Origin of the sequence: Stenotrophomonas sp. WZN-1 (genome assembly GCF_002192255.1) — a bacterium.
Lineage (GTDB): Bacteria > Pseudomonadota > Gammaproteobacteria > Xanthomonadales > Xanthomonadaceae > Stenotrophomonas.
In genome coordinates this window covers 115317-134540 of the sequence record NZ_CP021768.1, presented here as the reverse complement: position 1 = coordinate 134540, position 19224 = coordinate 115317, and the positions used below count along the sequence as shown (strand labels likewise).

Annotated in this window: 16 protein-coding genes; 3 read left to right on the top strand and 13 right to left on the bottom strand. The window is 64.6% G+C overall.

Features of this window, described 5'->3' with window-relative positions:
- Nucleotides 1–9: 9 nt before the first annotated feature.
- The 9 genes from CCR98_RS00565 to glnA all read right to left on the bottom strand — a co-directional run bounded on the left by CCR98_RS00565 (nucleotide 10) and on the right by glnA (nucleotide 11941).
- A complete protein-coding gene (locus CCR98_RS00565; protein ID WP_049441968.1) occupies nucleotides 10–1011 on the bottom strand; it encodes an AAA family ATPase in 1002 nt (333 codons plus the stop codon).
- Nucleotides 1011–3431, bottom strand: a complete 2421-nt coding sequence (locus CCR98_RS00560; RefSeq protein ID WP_087921116.1) for a DDE-type integrase/transposase/recombinase — start codon at nucleotides 3429–3431, stop codon at nucleotides 1011–1013. The genes CCR98_RS00565 and CCR98_RS00560 overlap by 1 nt, the downstream gene beginning before the upstream one ends.
- Before the next feature lie 1563 nt (nucleotides 3432–4994).
- Nucleotides 4995–5573 (bottom strand): histidine phosphatase family protein, encoded by a 579-nt coding sequence (locus CCR98_RS00550; RefSeq protein WP_087921114.1) that lies wholly within the window; start codon nucleotides 5571–5573, stop codon nucleotides 4995–4997.
- Between the two features lie 315 nt (nucleotides 5574–5888).
- On the bottom strand, nucleotides 5889–6182 hold the full coding sequence (locus CCR98_RS00545) for a hypothetical protein (protein ID WP_014035514.1): 294 nt from the start codon (nucleotides 6180–6182) through the stop codon (nucleotides 5889–5891).
- 108 nt (nucleotides 6183–6290) lie between these two features.
- The gene (locus CCR98_RS00540; protein ID WP_087921113.1) at nucleotides 6291–7451 is read right to left on the bottom strand and encodes an MltA domain-containing protein; all 1161 of its coding nucleotides are present in this window, start codon (nucleotides 7449–7451) and stop codon (nucleotides 6291–6293) included.
- Between the two features lie 55 nt (nucleotides 7452–7506).
- On the bottom strand, nucleotides 7507–8253 hold the full coding sequence (locus CCR98_RS00535) for an N-acetylmuramoyl-L-alanine amidase (RefSeq protein ID WP_087924112.1): 747 nt from the start codon (nucleotides 8251–8253) through the stop codon (nucleotides 7507–7509).
- 170 nt (nucleotides 8254–8423) lie between these two features.
- On the bottom strand, nucleotides 8424–9854 hold the full coding sequence (amt, locus tag CCR98_RS00530) for an ammonium transporter (protein ID WP_087921112.1): 1431 nt from the start codon (nucleotides 9852–9854) through the stop codon (nucleotides 8424–8426).
- 21 nt (nucleotides 9855–9875) lie between these two features.
- The gene (locus CCR98_RS00525; protein WP_004134334.1) at nucleotides 9876–10214 is read right to left on the bottom strand and encodes a P-II family nitrogen regulator; all 339 of its coding nucleotides are present in this window, start codon (nucleotides 10212–10214) and stop codon (nucleotides 9876–9878) included.
- 317 nt (nucleotides 10215–10531) lie between these two features.
- Nucleotides 10532–11941: a type I glutamate--ammonia ligase gene (gene glnA, locus CCR98_RS00520; RefSeq protein WP_004153533.1), complete on the bottom strand. Its 1410-nt coding sequence runs from the start codon at nucleotides 11939–11941 to the stop codon at nucleotides 10532–10534.
- Between the two features lie 223 nt (nucleotides 11942–12164).
- On the opposite strand from glnA, the gene CCR98_RS00515 reads away from it, so the two are divergent.
- The 3 genes from CCR98_RS00515 (at nucleotide 12165) to CCR98_RS00505 (ending at nucleotide 14482) form a co-directional block, all read left to right on the top strand.
- Complete coding sequence (locus CCR98_RS00515; RefSeq protein WP_087921111.1) at nucleotides 12165–12959, top strand: undecaprenyl-diphosphate phosphatase; 795 nt, start codon at nucleotides 12165–12167, stop codon at nucleotides 12957–12959.
- 73 nt (nucleotides 12960–13032) lie between these two features.
- The gene (locus tag CCR98_RS00510; protein WP_087921110.1) at nucleotides 13033–13857 is read left to right on the top strand and encodes an META and DUF4377 domain-containing protein; all 825 of its coding nucleotides are present in this window, start codon (nucleotides 13033–13035) and stop codon (nucleotides 13855–13857) included.
- Nucleotides 13858–14023: 166 nt separating this feature from the next.
- The gene (locus CCR98_RS00505) at nucleotides 14024–14482 is read left to right on the top strand and encodes an META domain-containing protein (RefSeq protein ID WP_087924111.1); all 459 of its coding nucleotides are present in this window, start codon (nucleotides 14024–14026) and stop codon (nucleotides 14480–14482) included.
- 58 nt (nucleotides 14483–14540) lie between these two features.
- On the opposite strand, the gene CCR98_RS00500 is transcribed toward CCR98_RS00505, so the two are convergent.
- Genes CCR98_RS00500 through CCR98_RS00485 form a run of 4 tightly spaced genes read right to left on the bottom strand, consistent with a single transcriptional unit; the run spans nucleotide 14541 to nucleotide 19122 of the window.
- Complete coding sequence (locus CCR98_RS00500) at nucleotides 14541–15152, bottom strand: YbhB/YbcL family Raf kinase inhibitor-like protein (protein WP_087921109.1); 612 nt, start codon at nucleotides 15150–15152, stop codon at nucleotides 14541–14543.
- Nucleotides 15153–15162: 10 nt separating this feature from the next.
- On the bottom strand, nucleotides 15163–17232 hold the full coding sequence (locus CCR98_RS00495; RefSeq protein ID WP_087921108.1) for a tetratricopeptide repeat protein: 2070 nt from the start codon (nucleotides 17230–17232) through the stop codon (nucleotides 15163–15165).
- Nucleotides 17233–17288: 56 nt separating this feature from the next.
- Nucleotides 17289–18278, bottom strand: coding sequence for an alpha/beta fold hydrolase (locus tag CCR98_RS00490; RefSeq protein WP_042359058.1), 990 nt, complete (start codon nucleotides 18276–18278; stop codon nucleotides 17289–17291).
- 52 nt (nucleotides 18279–18330) lie between these two features.
- Nucleotides 18331–19122 (bottom strand): lysophospholipid acyltransferase family protein, encoded by a 792-nt coding sequence (locus tag CCR98_RS00485; RefSeq protein WP_087921106.1) that lies wholly within the window; start codon nucleotides 19120–19122, stop codon nucleotides 18331–18333.
- Nucleotides 19123–19224 lie beyond the last annotated feature (102 nt).

Below are 19224 nucleotides of genomic sequence, written 5' to 3'. Positions count from 1 at the left end.
TTCCTTCCCTCAGGTTGGAGATCCCCAGCGCGCCTTCACATGTTCTGATCGCTCAGTGACACTGCCGGCAACCATGCTCATCTCAAAGGCGTCGATGTCCCGCCATAGATTCCTAAGATCCTCACTTCCGTAGTAGGAGATCTCGATGTGTCGCTTGAGAATTCTGTTGCATCCCTCCTGCTTCGCAGCAATATCTGCCCGCCCCAGTAGTTCGACCACCTCAGCGAATACGCCGCCGGTAGCGGCAAGGATATCGTTGGCCATCCGGATTAGCAGATCATCCTGTGATAGCCCGTAGCGAGTGGCCAATGACTTGAGCAAACGAAGGAACGGCAGTTTGTCATCCCGACGCTTATCGCTATATGGAGGCACCCAAACAGTTGTGACTCGGCGTCGCAACTCGGAGTTGACCGACCACAACTGCGTGGCTTTGTGCACCCCAGTCATAACGAACATCACGCCTGTGGCTTCAGCTATCGCCATCAGATGGAGGGTGTGGTCAGCGGGGGACTTGTCTCTGTGGTTGACTAGTAGCGCTGTGACCTGATCGATTGATACGTACTTGCAACTACGCGCTCTCAGGCTTCGCTGCACCATCCCCCAGTACTCGCCTTCTGTCTGTCTTGTTCGCGCTAAGGACGCCCACTCCGATGTTGCTGCGGCGAGCTCGCGTCGTATTCGCAGTTTTGCATCCTCCCCGAGATAGCTTCCGTCCAGTAGCCACGCCAACGTGGGCGCGTGCAACTCTTGCAGAATAGAGACAGCGAGCTGACGCGAACTGAAGTACGCGCCGTGAGGAAGTGTGGCGAATGTCTCGACCAGGGGTATCCGCCCACAATCCCAGCATGCTGGATTGCCAAACATCTCCTGCATTACCGAGCGCCTCATCGTGGTCTTGCCCACGCCCGATGGCCCAATAATGAACACCATATGTCCTGGCCTATGACGGTCGAGCGCCATTCGCAATCGCTTGCGTGGGCCCTCGTAGGCTGGGTGCTGAACCATCTTCATCAGTAGTCCTCCCGTTCATCGAACGGAACGATGTCCTGTGCGATCGCGGGTGGCACTGGTTCGATATCTAGCCTCTCATCGCTGCCGGTCATTGGAACCGGGGCAAGGTGCTCTGTTGCGGGCCTTGCCGCTTGGGCTTGCACTCGGCGTGAATGACGCGCACGGGCAACTTCCTCTTTTCTTTTTGCCGATTGTGAGCGCAACGAGGGTGCCCAGAGCAGATGAAACAATCGCTCCTGATCCGACAAAAGCGCATCGCTTTGCACTTTGTTGTGGAAGGCCTTGAACCAATTTCCGTGAACCTTCACGTAGATCACATTTGGGTCACAGCAGTCGCTACGAACTTCACTGGCATCCTCAGTTCGCAGCTCTTGTAGGAGCTCGTCGCTGGTGAACCAGCCATCGATGGTACGTACACCACGCTGCCGATCGATTCGCTTCTTGATCTCCACCTTGATCGAAGTTCTGATCAGGAATCCGTCATTCCATTCGCACGGTGTGCCTAGAGCGCCATAGGCTGCAAGCGCGTCAGCCCTTCTCTCGATCGGCGTTGTATCATCCGGGCCCGGCGTCATCGGAAGGTCGTGATAGACGAAGTTCAGGAATTCTTCGTGTACGCGGACAAAGTCCGTTCTGGCATTGTTTCGGCTCTTGAACTTGCCGTCGACCTTACGTCCCATCTGGTCGGGCCGCGTGCTTCCTTGGAATCGCTGTGCTACTTGTTCGTTGACCTGCTTGATGGCGTTCTCGGCAATGCCATTCCAGGCACTACCAGCCGTTGGTGAGAACCTTAGACTGATCTCGCCATGGCAGAAGTCCTGTAGCCAGCGGGAGGTGTTCTCCGGCCCTCTGTCCAGATGGATCAACTTGGGTAGGAAGCCCTGTCTTTTGACGTACTCACGCATGAGCAATGCCAATGCGTCGGTTCTTGCTGAGCCAAATACCAATGCATGAGCCATCGGATAGCCCGTTGCTCCATCTATGCCGATGTAGAACTTTGCTTTGCTTGCTGGGAAGCAGTGAATCAGGTTCGGCGCGCAGCGAACATCTAGATCCGACGCATCCACGTGCAGTGTGTGGCCATATCCGATCGGAGGCAGCGAGCGATGGCGAGGATCGGTGCGTGTACGCGTCGCGTGGTAGGCGCGAAAGCCGCCCGTGGATAGGGCATGGCGCGTTGGGCTCTCGCTTCTTCGTCTGGCATCCAGTCGGCCCCTACCGCAAGGCTCAACTCCTAACCGAAGGCACTCCTCTTCGAACACATAGAGCAAGTCCTTCGGTCTATGTACCCTCCCGGTGTTCCAGTGCAGCGCGATGACGGTCTCTATGGCTTGCTCGTGTTCCGGAAGCAGGCGCGATGCTCGGTTTCCGCTAAAGGCATATTTGGTAAGACAAGCCGAAAGCGCGGATCTTCCTTCGGCAACAGCCTTTCGAACCTGTCGCTGTAGAGCGCCCATCCGTCGTGTTGCGGGCAGACTTCCGGCCTCAATCAGCGCAAGCCTACTGAGTCGCTGGCGTGCCCGCTGGAGGTCGGTAGCGGTTGCGACCAGCAATGGATCGTCCACAGCTGGTTGCGACTGACCTTTGACAATGGCTCCAAACAGTAGCCCGTCCGCCTCTTTGGCCTGCTCCTTCGTGCCATACAGATGGAAGCGGTCAGTCCTAGCCACGGGAGTGCTCTGCAATGGACCGAAGGCCGCCGATCTTCCCAGCATCCAAAGCGCTAGGCGCGGTGTGAATCCGGGCACCTCGGTGAGGAGACTGTCCAGCAGTACGGGGCGCTTGGCGATTATCCGAGCTGCCTTGGATACTGCGGTAGTTTCATGTTGCTGAAGGGCATCACCGGCTACCGCGTAGCACGCTTCAAGGTTCTGGAGGTACACACCGGTTGGAGTGGGCGGTACCCAGACTCTGAACACCAGGCCATGCTGCTGTGCCCATTGGGCGTAGGGCAAATAGGTCCATACCGCGTCCTGCTTGACCCAAAGGGAGTCCGGAAGCCCCAGTTGGCTCTCCAGCCACGATAGCGGCTTGCACTCCACTAGCTCTACGTGGTCCCTGCGAAATACAAGAAAATCCACATGTGCAGTGCTGATGTGATTGCGCCCGGACGCCGTGGTGCGCTGCACGCGGCGGCATGGTACTTGTACGTAGTAGCCCAGCACCTCGGGGTCAAGCTCAAGCTCATAGGCAAAGACCAGCTCGCACGTATGGCTTTCAACTGTTCGCGCACCACCGTTCCGGATTGAGTTATGCCTAACGCGAACGTTTCTTAGCGCCGCCTTGCCTACAGTCTTTGTTCCGCTGCCGGCAACCATGCTCTCGATCTGCCGGATACTGAGCTCACTTGCCTTTATGCGGGTGTAAAGCTGGTGACGGTCTTCAAACGATAGGCCATCAGATTGAGCGTCTGTGGACATGCCGATTCCTCATGCGCACCCCACGGGACCACCGTCCAGAATGCCTGGGCGAGCCTTACCAGGCGAGTCGGACATAGGTGCCCGTGGCAGGCCTGCGCAGGCTTGACAGGGGAGTCAGGGAAGGGGAAAGTATCGGCAAGACCTGCAAAGTCGCCGATCTGAGAACCCGTGAGTCCTACCTCACGGGTTTTTTCTTTCCAACTTCCGGCAAGGGAAGTTCAGATTGGGCTAGGTCATGGGCTGCCTGCCTCCCTCGGAGATTGAGGTGCCTGAGATCGAAGGTATGCGCTGACATCGGCGGCGTGAGCGAACCATCCGCGACGACCTTGTGGACGAAACAGCGTCACTGGCAAACGACCTGTGGCGCTTGCCCGCCTAAGTGCTGCCGGGCTATTGAACCCGAGCAGTCGCGACAGGTCTTTGGCCGGCACCAGCCCGCCATAGGTTTGCGCCACCCAAGCCACAGACAATGCATCCGGCTCTTTACTTGGTAGGCTCACGTAAGCTCCAGTGATGCTAAGTTCCAGGTAACCCTAGCGCTCTACCGTAGCCTTTTCATCCAGAGAAATTGCCCTTCCAACGTCTAGTTTTTTTGGAGGTTTCCGATGGGGGAGTTACACGAAGCTTGCCTAGCACTCCAAGCGATGCAGTGCTCCAGTTTAGGTCGCCCTGCTTCTGATGCATCGGACAGGCTGCACTCCAGGATTGTCTGGAATACATGGTCTATGGTGGAAGGCGGTGAGGAAGAGCTGAGGGCACGCTATGTTCTTCGGCGCCACAGCCTAGATGGTCCGTTAATGATGCGCAGCGATGAGTTCAGTGCATATCGGCAGGGATTGCGGTCACTATCACCCAGGCGGCGCAAACACCTTGCCCTGCAGCATCCCCAGCTTGAGGAGGTGGTTAAGTGGCCCTTTGCAGCCCTCAGCCATCGAGAGTGGGATATGAGGACAGTTGTTGGCTGGAATCGCCTATTTACGTCCAGCGCCGGACTACTCGGAGACCGCTATTCATTCCCGGGCGATAGGACCAGTACTGATGAGAACCGCGTGCCTGTGATGGCATATGACCTGGATGGCCTTTACCAACGAGGTGACATCTATGGCTTTCTCATGCTGACGTGCACGTATCGGCTGTTCCACTTGCAGCGGTTGGCTGATCGCCAGTGGTATGCGGCAAGCCACATGATACGAGCACTATCTGGAGCATGCAGAGATCCCAGAGTGCGCCCATACGCTCATGAGTTGATCACACAGACGAAGCAACTTCTTCGCCTGCTGCCGGACACGAGCTTTCCAATTCACGTGAATGACGACGTGATCTGGGATCAGATCCGAAACGACGTCCACGAGCCCTCCTACTTGATGAGGCGGGCTGCTGAAAGGCGTGGCGTTCACATCCCTGAGCCTGTGAGCCCAATCATCTCCTACCGATACCAAAAGTGCGCCCCTCATCAGCAGCCTTTGCTGTTCGCGCGTAACGGGTAGTCTTCTGATCCGACCAGGCCAAAGATCTGCGGCCGGGGAGCGGGGCCGGGAGGTTGGCAGTATCCGCGATCGCCTTCTATTCGAAAGATACCCTCTGGCAATGGGCTATAGGCTGATCCAAATCCAGCTTTCGAAATGCGCCCATCGCTGCAGCGTTCACCACTGAGGGAGCCTTGCTCCCGCAAATCCAGCGCATCGCCTGCATCAATTGGCCGTGGCTAAACACGACCACCTGCTCATGCGCGGAATAGGATTTAAGAATGCGCAGCGCTCGCGCAGCGCGGGCAACTAGCTGGGCAAATGACTCGGCACCAGGTCCATCCACATAGTTTGGATCGCAACGGGACCAGTAGTCCTCTACCCACTTCTTGCGGTCTGCTGCCGAGGTGCCCACGCACCGCTCAGGCGACAGATAAGTGAACTCGTGGACCCCCAGGGGCGCAACGACCATCTTGAAGCGTTCGGCGAGTGGTTGTGATGTCTGTCTAGCCCGGAGGAATGGTGAGGTAAAGATGCGGTCAGGCGCAGCCGACCAGGTCATTGCCAATGCGCGAGCCTGCTCCTCCCCTGCGGCAGTAAGGGCAATGGATTCGGGATCGGCGGTTGCAAATCCCGCATTAGCCATGCTTTGCGCATGCCTAACTATCACTAGCATATTCCCTCTCCCCCTGTTCTGTTTGTCTTCTGGGCAGGTGCCTGCCGCCCGTCTCGGATGCACCCTGACTCCGACGCATAGACCCTCTTAAGCCAGTACCTAGTGCTGTTAGGCCGCCTCGCATTGTCGCAATGGTTCTGGACCATTGTCTGCTGCGGCGGGCTACGCTCGTTTGCCTCGCACGACACAATCTTTGCCACTCAACGGGGGGCAAAGCATGGTCCAAACCCTAACAGGCTGCACAGACTTTGTGGTTCCGGTGGGCACCTACTTTGGTGATGGGATCAAAAGGGCTCTGACCCCGGCCGGGCAGCGTTACACCGGGTAGCCGGTGGCTTCCCGGGCCTTCTTCCAGGCGCTTTCGAATTCGCGCGCGGAGATTTCGTCGTCTTCGTCGAAATCCAGGAACGACACCGGCTGGTCGGCCAGCAGGAAACGGTCGTCGCTGTGGGCATGCTCGTCGGCCCAGACCATCTTGGTGCCGTAGATCTCCACCTGGCGCACGATCTTCTCGCCACGGGCTTCCATCAGCACGTTGCCCTTGCCCAGGCCCGATTCGGCCCAGTGCTTGTAGTACTTCTTTGCGTTGTTGTTCTTGATGTTCTTCATTGCAGGGGTCCTGGCCGCTGCGGCGGCCGGAGAGTTCGGAATGGCGCCATTATCAGGCATCCGGGGTCAGAGCCCTTTCCTGCGGAAAGGGATCCGCCCCCTGCCGGTTCAGTTCGGCAACGCCATGCCTTTCGGCCACAGCATCCAGATGTTGCCCTTCTGCTTCATGTCGCCGGCCAGCTTGCCGACGGCATCGCCGCTGCCCCAGTACAGGTCGGCGCGCACTTCACCGGCGATGGCGCCGCCGGTGTCCTGCGCGGCCACCGGGCGCACCACCGGGGTGCCGTCCGGGCGCGTGGTCGACAACCACAGCAGGCTGCCCAGCGGCACCACGGTGCGATCCACCGCCACGCTGTAGCCGGCGGTGAGCGGCACGTTCAGTGAACCGCGCGGACCCTCCGGGCTGTCCGGATTGCGCACGAAGAACACGTAGCTGGGGTTGCTGCGCAGCAGCTCCGGCACGCGCGCGGGGTTGGCCCGAGCCCAGGCACGGATCGCGTCCATGGTGACGTCTTCCTTCTTCAGCTGGCCCTGGTCCACCAGCCAGCGGCCGATGGCACGGTACGGGTGGCCATTCTGCTCGGCATAGGCCAGCCGCACCTGCGTGCCGTCTGCCAGGCGTACCCGGCCCGACCCCTGGATCTGCAGCAGCTGCAGGTCCATCGGATCGGTCAGCCAGGCCAGCACCGGGGCCTTGGCGCCCTTGGCCGCGATGGTGCCGGCGTCGTCATAGGGCTTGAGCACCTTGCCTTCGACGCGACCGCGCAGGCGCTTGCCCTTCAGTTCCGGGTAGAGGCTGTCCAGCTGCACCACCACCAGATCATCCGGCGTGCCGTAGACCGGCACCGTCGCCTTGTCGGTGCGGGTGAGGCTGCCGGGGTAGATCGGTTCGTAGTAGCCGGTAATCAGCCCGTCGGCCTGGTGGCCGCCGGCACGCAGCGCATAGGCCTCGAGGTCGCGCTGCAGGAACTGGCGGATCGCGGCCGGGTCCTTGTCTGACACCGCTGCGGCGGTGGCGCAGGATTTTGCCCAGACCGCATCGTTCTTCAGGCGGGTGCAGCTGCTGCGCCAGGCAATGAAACCGGCCTGCAGATCGGCATCGGAGACCGCTGGCAGCGTTTTCCAGTCGACCTTGGCGTAGGTAGCGGCAGCCGGCTTGGCTGCAGCCGGCGCTTCGGGACCAGTACCCGTGGTGGCGCAGCCGGCGAGCAGAACGATGGCGAGCAGTGCCCAGTGCTTGTGCTTGGAGAAGAAGGCGGATTCGGTCATGCCGCCATGGTGTCGTGCAGGTCGTCAGGCGGCAAGCCGCGACAATCAGAAGTGTTCAGGGCATCTGCAGCAGAAGTGAGTGCAGGATGCGGGCATCCTCGGCATCCAGCGTCTTCGGCAGGTCGTCGCGGCCACGGAAACGGCGGTGGAAGGCAGCGACGGTGGCGTCGCGGTTGTCCAGCGGATAGCCGAAGCGGGCCAGCGCATTCCACGCGTCGAAGCCTTCCGGCGCAGCCCCGTCGGCCGCGCGCGGCCAGACGCCGAAACCGGCCTCGGCCAGCTGTTGCCACGGGAAGAACCGGCTCGGGTCCTGCTTGCGCGTCGGCGCCAGGTCGGCGTGGCCGATCACCTGGCGCGGCGGAATGTTCAGGCGGGTGGTGAGATCGCGCAGCAGCACGATCAGCGATTCGATCTGCGCCGCACTGAACGGACTGCGGCCATCGTTGTCGAGCTCGATGCCGATCGAGGCCGAGTTGAGATCGGTGATGGTGCCCCAGCGCCCGGCGCCGGCGTGCCAGGCACGGCGCTCATCGGCGACCAGCTGGTAGCGATGGCCATCGGCACCGATCAGGTAGTGCGCACTGACCGGCCCACCGCTGTTGGCGGTGCGCAGCGTACGCAGGCTCTGCTGCACCGATTTCTGCTCGGTGTGGTGAATGACGATGATGACCGGCGTGCGCGCGTTCTGGTTGGGTGACGGCACCCAGGTGGCGAGCGGGTTGCGGGTTTCCTGCGGCGTAGAGGCGCAGGCGGCCAGCAGCAGGCAGGCCGAGAGCATCAGGGCGGTGCGGGTCGGGTGCATGGCCCGATTGTGCGCGATCAGGCGCGACGATGCATGCCGTTGTGCCGACCAACGGTCGGCACCCACCGGAGCAGGAGCAGTGCCAGGCAAGCCTGGCACCCACCAGAACAGTAGAAGTGCCGACCAACGGTCGGCACCCACACCATCAATGCAGTAGCTCCGCCGCTACTTCAGGCCTCGTAGGCGGACTCGCCGTGCGAAGTCACATCCAGGCCAGTACGCTCTGCTTCCTCGGTGACGCGCAGGCCGACCACGCTGCGCACCACCAGCAGGATCAGCGTGGTCACCACCGCCGACCAGACCACGGTCAGGCCGACGCTGATCACCTGCACCCACACCTGATGGGCGATATCCAGATCGGGCTTGGTACCGCCCAGCGACTGTGCACTGAACACACCGGTGAGAATCGCGCCGACGATGCCGCCGACACCATGCACACCGAACACGTCGGCGGTGTCGTCCACCTTCAGCATGCGCTTGAGGCCCGTCACGCCCCACACGCAGACCACGCCGGCGACGAAGCCGATGATGATCGCGCCGAGCGGGCCGACGGTGCCGCAGGCCGGGGTGATGCCAACCAGGCCGGCCACCGCACCCGAGGCCGCACCCAGTGCCGACGGCTTGCCCTTGCCGATGGCTTCCACCAGCGTCCAGCCCAGCACGGCGGCGGCGGTGGCCAGCACGGTGTTGAGGAAGGCCAGCGAGGCGACGGTATCGGCGGCGGCGGCGGAGCCCGCGTTGAAGCCGAACCAGCCCACCCACAGCAGCATCGCGCCGATGTAGGTGAACGGCACGTTGTGCGGCTTCAGCGCGGTCTGGCCATAGCCCAGGCGCTTGCCGACGAACCATGCGGCCACCAGGCCAGCCACGCCCGCATTGATGTGGACCACGGTGCCACCGGCGAAATCGATCGCGCCCAGTTCACCCAGATAGCCGCCGCCCCAGACGATGTGCGCCATCGGGATGTAGCTGAGAGTGAACCACAGCGCCGAGAACAGCAGCACCGCACGGAACTTGATGCGCTCGGCGAACGCGCCGACGATCAGCGCAGTGGTGATGCCGGCGAAAGTCGACTGGAAGGCGACGAACAGGTAATCCGGCAGGCCCTTGATCGGCGTGTTGCCGACCGAGTCGGGGGTGAAGCCCTTGAGGAAGGCGAATTCGGTGAACGAGCCGAAGAACGGATTGCCGGCGCTGAACACCGCGCTGTAGCCATAGGACACCCACAGCAGCAGCACCAGCGAGAACACCACCAGGATCTGGCTGAGCACCGACAGCACGTTCTTCGAACGCACCAGGCCGCCGTAGAACAACGCCAGCCCCGGCACCACCATCAACAGCACCAGCAGGGTGGAGGTGAGCATCCACGCCACGTCGCCGCGGTCATAGGCGGCGGCCGCTTCGGCCACGGCCGGCGCAGCGGCGGCCGCTGCAGGATCCTGCAGCGGCTCGACCGCCACACTTTCGCTGGGCAGCGGTGACACCTGCACCTGGGCGTGGGCACTGCCCGGCCAGGCACCGGCGGCCAGCGCGCTGAGCAGCATCAACAGGCACACCAGATGGAACCGGGCTTGCCACCCGGTGAGAAGGCGCATCTTCATGGGGGAGTCTCCGGAAGGGGGTTACAGCGCGTCGGCACCGATTTCGCCGGTGCGGATGCGGATGACCTGTTCGACGGCGGTGACGAAGATCTTGCCGTCACCGATCTTGCCGGTGCCTGCCGACGACTGGATCGCTTCGATCACCGCGTCGGCACGCTCGTCGGTGACCACGGTTTCGATCTTGATCTTGGGCAGGAAATCGACGACGTACTCGGCGCCGCGATACAGCTCGGTGTGGCCCTTCTGGCGACCGAAGCCTTTCACTTCGGTCACGGTGATGCCCGACACGCCTGCGTCGGACAGGGCCTCGCGGACCTCGTCGAGCTTGAACGGTCGGATGATGGCGGAGATCAGTTTCATGCGCATGTCCCGAGGGTGGATGGGGCCAGCGCGCCAGCGCGCGTTGGCATCAGGCAACCACGGGCCATCAGGGTGATGGCCGTGGCTGTTGCACCGGACACGTACAGGGCCGGGACGGCCGTGCCTCTCTCCTTGCACGACCGACGCGGGAGGGAGGGCGGCCCTGGTCGCGTATCCGGTCTCTCTTGCCCCTGTTTCAGCGGACGAGCAGTCCGCTTTACTGCAGCGGGCCGAGGCCCGCCCTGCGGCTCCCCAGCCGCGGAAACGGGTGCGATGGCGGCGGGTGGGAGGGGGATGCCCACCGCCATCGCCCCCGGTCAGCTGGCGTAGTACAGCTGGTATTCCAGCGGGTGGGTGGCCGCGCGGAACTTGGTCACTTCCTGCATCTTCAGCGCGATGTAGCCGTCGATGAAGTCATCGCTCATCACGCCGCCGGCCTTCAGAAACTCGCGGTCCTTGTCCAGCGCTTCCAGCGCCTGGTCCAGCGAAGAGCAGACCTGCGGGATCAGCTTCTCTTCTTCCGGCGGCAGGTCGTACAGGTCCTTGTCGCTCGGTGCGCCCGGGTCGATCTGGTTCTTGATGCCGTCCAGGCCGGCCATCATCAGCGCGGTGAAGGTGAGGTAGCCGGACTGGATCGGATCCGGGAAGCGCATTTCGATGCGGCGCGCCTTCGGGTTGGACACCCACGGAATGCGGCACGAGGCCGAACGGTTACGGGCCGAGTAGGCCAGCATCACCGGTGCTTCGTAGCCCGGCACCAGGCGCTTGTAGCTGTTGGTGCCCGAGTTGGCGAAGGCGTTGATGGCCTTGGCGTGCTTGAAGATGCCGCCGATGTACCACAGCGCCAGCTGGCTCAGGCCACCGTAGCCGTCACCGGAGAACAGGTTGGTGCCGCCCTTGGACAGCGACTGGTGCACGTGCATGCCGCTGCCGTTGTCGCCGACGATCGGCTTGGGCATGAAGGTGACGGTCTTGCCGTTGCGGTGCGCGACGTTCTTGATCACGTACTTCATGCGCAGCAGTTCATCGGCCTTCTGCACCAGGGTGCTGAACTTGGTGCCGATCTCGCACTGGCCGGCGGTGGCCACTTCGTGGTGCTGCACTTCCACTTCGATGCCGACCTGTTCCAGGGTCTTGCACATCTCGGCGCGCAGGTCGTGCAGGGTGTCGGTCGGCGGAACGGGGAAGTAACCACCCTTCACGCCCGGACGGTAGCCGCTGTTGGCGCCGTCGTACTTGGCGCCGCTGTTCCACGCCGCTTCTTCTGAGTCGACCTGGAAGAAGGTGTGGCCCATTTCATTGGCGAAGCGGACCGAGTCGAAGATGAAGAATTCCGGCTCCGGGCCGAAGAACGCGGTTTCGGCGATGCCGGAGGACTTCAGGTAGGCCTCGGCGCGCTTGGCGATGCCGCGCGGGCAACGGCCATACGGCTGCATGGTGGCCGGGTCGAGGATGTCGCAGCTGATCACGATGGTCGGATCGGCGTAGAACGGGTCGACGTAGGCGCTGGCGGTATCCGGCAGCAGCACCATGTCCGATTCGGCGATGCCCTTCCAGCCGGCGATCGAGCTGCCATCGAACATCTTGCCTTCTTCAAACAGCGACGGCTCGACGATGCTGACCGGGAAGGTCACGTGCTGCTCGACACCACGCATGTCGACGAAACGCAGGTCGACGAACTCGATCTGGTTGTCCTTGATCAGCTTTTCTACGTTTTCCACGGACATCGGTACGACCTCGGATGGGGATGAATGCCTGCTGAGGTACAGCAACGACCGTGCCAACTTTTCGCTGACCGCAAGTCATTGATTTCAAAAAGGGCGCCCCAGGGCGGTGCAGAACCCTGCGCACCAAACGGGTGCACCCGTCACCAGACGCACCCGTTTGGTGCAGCGAGGATCGTCTATCCTCCCGACCTTCTTCCTTCTGCCGCGCGTGCACGCACCGTCCATGTCCGACCTGCTCTCCGCCCTGCTGCTGGGCATCCTCGAAGGCTTGACCGAATTCCTGCCGATCTCCAGCACCGGCCACCTGCTCATCGCCCAGCACTGGCTGGGTGCCCGCTCGGACTTCTTCAACATCGTCATCCAGGCCGGCGCGATCGTGGCGGTGGTACTGGTGTTCCGCCAGCGCCTGCTGCAGCTGGCCACCGGCTTCGGGCAGCGCGAGAACCGCGAGTACGTATTCAAGCTGGGCGCGGCCTTCCTGGTCACCGCGGTGGTTGGCCTGGTAGTGCGCAAGGCCGGCTGGTCGCTGCCGGAGACGGTCAGCCCGGTGGCCTGGGCACTGATCATCGGCGGCGTCTGGATGCTGCTCGTGGAGGCCTACACCGCGCGCCTGCCCGACCGCGACCAGGTGACCTGGACGGTGGCGATCGGCGTGGGCCTGGCACAGGTGGTGGCCGGTGTGTTCCCCGGCACCTCGCGCTCGGCCTCGGCGATCTTCCTGGCCATGCTGCTGGGCCTGAGCCGCCGCGCCGCCGCCGCCGAGTTTGTGTTCCTGGTCGGCATCCCGACCATGTTCGCCGCCAGCGCCTACACCTTCCTGGAAATGGCCAAGGCCGGGCAGCTGGGCAGCGAGAACTGGACCGACGTGGGCGTGGCCTTCCTTGCCGCGGCCGTCACCGGCTTCGTCGTAGTGAAGTGGCTGATGGGCTACATCAAGTCCCACAGGTTCACCGCCTTCGCGATCTACCGCATCGCGCTGGGCGCGGCGCTGCTGCTGTGGTTGCCCTCCGGCAGCTGAACAGCGCCGGGGCACGGTAACCCCGTTGCCGGCCCCACCCCGTTTCCCCCACGGTTCCCCAAGGAGAATCACCATGAACCGCAAGCTCACCCTGCTCCTCCCGCTGGCCCTGATGGCCGCCTGCAGCCAGACCCCGGCCCCGGCCGGCAACGGCGGCGACGACGTGGCCCCGGCCGCGGCCAAGGCAGCAGACCAGCAGACGCTGGCGCACCTGGATGCGCAGCGCCTGCAGAGCCAGCACTGGCTGCTGCAGCAGGCCACCGGTGCCGACGGCAAGCGCATCGACGCGCTGTTCGCCCGCGAAGACAAGCCGGTCACCCTGGACTTCGCGGATGGCCGCCTGTCGGTCAGCAACACCTGCAACCGCATGGGTGGCGGCTACACGCTGGCCGACGGCAAGCTGAGCGTGTCGGCGATGGCCTCGACCCTGATGGCCTGCACCGACAAGGCGCTGATGGCGCTGGACGAGGCCGTGTCGAGCCGCCTGCAGGGCGAGCTGAAGGCCGAGCAGGATGCCGATGGCAAGCTGACCCTGACCAACGCCAAGGGCGACGTGCTGGTGTTCAACCCGGAGCCGACCGCTGAAACCCGCTACGGCGGCGCCGGCGAAACCGTGTTCCTGGAAGTGGCCGCCAAGACCGAGAAGTGCTCGCACCCGCTGATCCCGGACTACCAGTGCCTGCAGGTGCGCGAAGTGAAGTTCGACGACAAGGGCCTGAAGCAGGGTGAGCCGGGCAAGTTCGAGAACTTCTACGGCAACATCGAGGGCTACACCCACGAAGACGGCGTACGCAACGTGGTGCGCGTGAAGCGCTACGAAGTGAAGAACCCGCCGGCCGATGCGCCGTCGCAGGCGTACGTGCTGGACATGGTGGTCGAGTCGGCCATCGAGAAGTGATGTAGAGCCGACTGTTAGTCGGCTGGCTCTTGAAGGGCGGCCGCGAGGTCGCCCTTCTTCGTTGTGGGTAGAGCCGGCCGCTGGCCGGCTGCCCTGCGGGGCACTGCCAACACACGGATGTTGCCGGCCAGCGGCCGGCACCAGCCACATGCATCGGGAGATCGGCATGAAGCACGTCCTCGCCCTCATCGTTGCTGCGCTGCTGGCCATGCCTGCGGATGTGGCCGCTGCCAGCACGCCCAGCACCGATCAGCTCGAGGCACACCGGTGGCAACTGGCGCGCGCCACCGACGCGCAGGGCCGGCGCATCGATGCGTTGTTCGTACGCGGTCGACCGCCCTACACGCTGCGCTTTCAACCCGGCTACATGAGCCAGTTGAACCTGTGCAACCAGTCAAGCAGCACCTATCACCTGCAGGGCAACCGGCTGGTTCTGGAGGGCGGCATCATCACCACGGCCGCCTGCATCCGGGCCGAGGTGGCCGAACAGGAACGTGTCGCCGGCACGATGGTGAATGCGCGCGCAGAGATGACGCTTGCGCTGGATGCGCGTGGCCGCCTGCTGCTGCGCAACGCGCATGGCGATGTGCTGGAGTTCGCGCCGGTATCCGGTACGGACGAATGAAAAGGGCGGCCGAAAGGCCGCCCTTTTCATGGTGGGTAGAGCCGGCCGCTATGCAGCCTCAGCCCAGCGCCGGGTTCAACGTGTAGGTGCCATGCAGCGCGGCTTCGGCCAGCACGTGGCCGTGCATGGCGCGGTAGGCGTCGGCAGCGGTGAAGCGTGCCGGCAGCCGCAGCGAGGCCACGTCCAGCGCGAACACACGGAAGAAATAGCGGTGCACGCGCTCGTCGTTGAACGGCGGGTACGGGCCGTCGTAGCCCAGGTAGTCGCCGGCCATGTCCGGGTTGCCGGCAAACCAGCCGGTGAAGTCGTTCAGGCCCTGGCGGCTGCCGGCCGGGCCGGCCGGGGTGGCCCGGCCCTTCACCACGAAGCCATCGCTGCAGCTGCCAGCGGCAATCTCCTGCACCGAGGCCGGAATATCGGCCATCACCCAGTGCACGAAATCACAGCGCGGCTGGTCGCGCGGCACGCTCATGTCGGTGCGGCCAACCGTTTCCGGCACGGTCGGCACGTCCGGATCGACGCACACCAGCAGGAACGAACGGGTGCCCTCCGGCACGTCGCTCCAGGCCAGGTGCGGATTGCGGTCCGGTGCGAAGCCCGCGGCATCGCCGGCGGCGAATTCGCGGTCAATAGGTGCACCGTTGGTCAGGCTGTGGCTGCTCAGTTGCATCGGCGTGTCCTCACTCTTCCGGGTAACCCAGGCGCACCGCGATCGGGGTGAGCTTGGCGAAGGCGGCGCTCATCACGTCGCGGTAGTTGCGCCAGTGGCCCGGCGGGAAGCGCGGCGCGCCCAGCTGCGCAGCCGGCGGCATCGGCCGCTCGAACAGGCGGCCCAGCAGATCGGCCATCGCCTGCGGATCGTTGCCGATGTGGTCAATGCGCAGCAGCACCTGCGGGTACAGGTCGTCCTCGTGCAGGGCGGCGACCTGGGCCAGCGCGCGTGCCAGCCATTCACTGGCTTCGGCCAGCGAGGTCATCGCCAGCGGCGCGGCAGCACCGTAGGCCACCCAGTCCAGCAGCATGTCGCGCGGATCACGCAGCACCACCAGCAGGCGGCCCTGCGGCAGCTGCGGGCGCAGCGCCCACAACAGCGCGTTGTCCCACCACAGCAGCCAGTCGATGACCGCGTCGTCCTGCACGCCGCGCGACGGCAGCTGTTCGCGCCAGCGCTGCACCAGCCGCTCCGGGGTCAGCACGCCGGAGGCGAGGTCCTGCAGCGTGTGGTAGTTCTGGAAGGCGTCGTCGGGTGCGTTGGAGGTATAGCGGTCGCTGCGCAGCACCGGGCTGGCCGCGGCCAGGCCGGTCGCCACGCGCTCCACGCCCGACCCCGGCGCGCCCCACAGGAAGATCGGCGCGGAGGTGGCATCGCCGTCGATCTCGCCCTTGTCCGGCCAGCTCGGCGGCGCCTTGGCCTGCGGCGGCAGCGGCAGGCGCTGCGAGGCCTGGTCGGCCTGCAGTGCCAGCCAGGTCTGCAGCGCGTCTTCGTGCTGCCCGGCGCGATCCTGGATCTCACCCAGCCAGGTGCGCAGGTCGGCGCGGTGGCCTTCCGGTGCCATGTCGATCAGCGCCTGCACGCGGGCGACCGCGGCGGCCGGATCGCGCTGCAGCAGGCCTTCGACCAGGCGGGTTTCGCCGCTGACGCGGCCCGGTTCGAGGCTGACGATGCGCTCGGCGATCGCTTCGGCCTGGGTGTGTTCGCCCACCATGTCGTGCAGGCGCAGGCGCGCTTCCAGCGCCGGCAGGTGGCCCGGCATCGCGTCCATCCAGCGCTCGACCGTGGCGGCGGCGGTGGCACTGCCGACCTCTTCCACCGCCAGGCGTGCCAGCCACAGGTCGTGCAGCTGCGGGTGCTGCTCCAGGGCGGCATCCAGGCGGGCGCGGGCCTCGTCTTCGCGGCCCAGGCGCTGCCAGGACATCAGCAGCAGCTGCAGCACGTCGCGGTCGTCAGGCAGCGACTCCAGCAACGGCAGCAGGTGCTCCAGCGCCTGCAGCGGCTGGCCGCTGCGCAGTGCCAGTTCGCCGGCCAGGCGGCGCATCGACGGCGTATCCAGGCCCTGCTGCTGCAGCGCGATCTGCATCGCTTCGGCGGCGGCTTCCAGGTTGCCCTGGCGCATGGCCAGCTGCACCACCAGGCCATGCAACGAGGCAATGGTCGGGTTCAGCTCCAGCACGCGGCGGAACGCCTGCTCGGCGAAGGCCAGCATGTTCTTGCCCAGGTAGGCGAAACCCAGTGCGTAGAGCACGCGAATGTCGTTGGGCTGGGCCTGGTTGGCGGCCGACAGCAGCGTCAGCGCGCGATCGGGATCATCGCGGCGCAGCGCGATCATGCCGTCGATGGTCAGCAGTTCCGGGTGGTCCGGTTCGACACGCGAGGCCAGGGTGGACAGGCGCTGCGCTTCATCGAAATCGTTGCGGCCGATCGCCAGGTGGGCCTGCATCAGGTAGGCGGCGAATGCGTTCGGGTCCAGCCCGGTGGTGCGCGTCAGTGCCTCGCCAGCGCCGTCGAACTGGCGCAGGGCCAGTAGCAGGCCGGCGTGCTGCAGGTGCAGCTGGGCATTGTCCGGGGCCAGCTGCAGCGCCTGCTGCAGGGCCTGCATCGCGTCCTCGGCGTTGCCCTGCTGCTGCAGCGCAAGCGCCAGCCAGCGGTGGGCCTCGGCCTGGCCGGGTTCATCACGGGTCCACGCCTGGGCCAGCTGCACGGCCTGGTCGGCCTCGTTCTGGCGCAACGCTTGGATGATCTGGTCTTGCATGGCGGTCCGGTTCAAGGGCAAACCCGCATTGTAGCGGCCTGCGCGCCCGTGCCGGTTCAGCCTTGCAGCACGCGCTGCAGGCGCTGCGCCACCCAGCGCTCGGAGAAGCCGTCGCCGCGCCAGTTTTCCAGGAAGCCACAGTGGCCACCCCAGCAGGCGGTTTCCAGGTGCGCCTGGCGCGGCAGCTGCCAGTCGCTGAAAGTCGCGTACGGGATCACCGGATCGTCCTGCGCCATCAGGATGTCGGCCGGCACCTGCAGCGTGGACAGGCGATCGCCGGCAATCGAGTAGCCATCGAAATAGGCCTGCAACGAGCCGAAGCTGGTGTGGCGCTCGACCAGCCAGGCGGTCAACGCGCGGATATCCAGCTTCAGCACGCGGTCGTCGCAGTCGCTCAGTTCGGGGAACAGATCACGCTTGCGCCGCAGCGAACCGGCCCACTTGCGGCGGAAGTACCAGTCGTACATCGCCGGGCCATTCTCGATGCTTTCCATGGTCAGCGCCGGGTCCAGCACCGGGCATACCGAGGCCACGCGCAGCAGCGGCACGCCGGCGGCCGGCGCACGCAGGGCCAGGCGCAGCACGAAGTTGCCGCCCAGCGAATAACCGGCCGCCACCAGCGGCAGCTGCGGCCAGCGCTGTGCGATATCGCCTGCGGCATGCACCACTTCGTCGATCAGGTTGGAGTGGAAGATGCCGGGGTTGAGATGATGGGTATTGCCGTGGTCGCGGAAATTCAGCCGCACCACGTCGAAACCCTGTTCGAGCATGCGCGCGGCCGCCATGCGCATGTAGCTGGATTCGGCGCTGCCTTCCCAGCCGTGCAGCAGCAGAGCCATGCCCTTGGGTTCGCGGCCTTCGACGTGGCTGTGCCAGCCCTGCAGGCGCACGCCATCGCCGCCGTCGAGGATCAGTTCTTCACTGATCGCGCCGGTCGCGGCCAGCAGCAGCAGGCCGCGCTGCAGGCGCATGCGGCTGGAGCTGAGCATCGATTGCAGGTGCGGATTGCGCAGCCAGCGCGGCGGCTGGTAGTCAGCCGCATGCAGCGTCGGCGTGCCGGCGTCCGGGACGGGTGGCGGGATCAGGGCCACCGCAGCCTCACTGCGTGCTCATGGCCGCCACGATGCGCGCGCGCGAAGTCTCCGCGATGCGCCGACGGCCTTCCAGGTCCTGTGCACCGATCGGTGCCAGGAAATGCACTTCCGCACGCCGCGCCGGCTCACCGAGCAGGCGCAGGAAATTGGCGAAGAAACTCTCGCCGGGGCCGAACGCGACAATGGTCTGCGCATCGCCCTTGACGCCGTACACCAGGGCCACCGGCTGCACCGGCACGCCGGTTTCAACCGCGGCCTGGAAGATGCGGGCATGGAACGGGCCCACTTCATGGCCTCCGCGGGTACGCCCTTCCGGGAACACGCCCACCGCCTTGCCTTCGCGCAGGCGATCGGCCATCACCTGCATCACGCCACCGAGCGATTCGGTGTTGCCGCGCTGGTGGAAGATGGTCTGCCCGCGCGCAGCGAGCCAACCAACCAGCGGCCAGCTGGCGATCTCGCGCTTGGCGACGAAGCCCATCATGCGCTGGCTGTGCAGGATGCAGATGTCGACCCAGCTGACGTGGTTGGCGACGAACAGCACGGCACCGGACAACGGCCTGCCGATCTGCACCAGGCGGAAGCCGAAGATCCACATCAGCCCGCCCTGCCACCAGTTGACCACCTTGGCACCGAAGGTCGCTTCGCCCACGCGCAGTTCGCCCCACGGCCGAAGCATGCCAATCAGGATGAGCGGCAGGAACACGACGATGTGGACCAACAGCAGCGGTACGCGGTACAGGTAACGGCACACACGCGCCACGCCGCCGCGGGGGGCCGGAGTGGGGGAAGTCATCCGCGCACGATACCGGAGGGCCGTCATCGCTGCCAGCCGATTTAGGCCATAACACCCATCGACCGGGGCAATCGGCGGGGAACGCTGGGTTCCGCTGCCGTC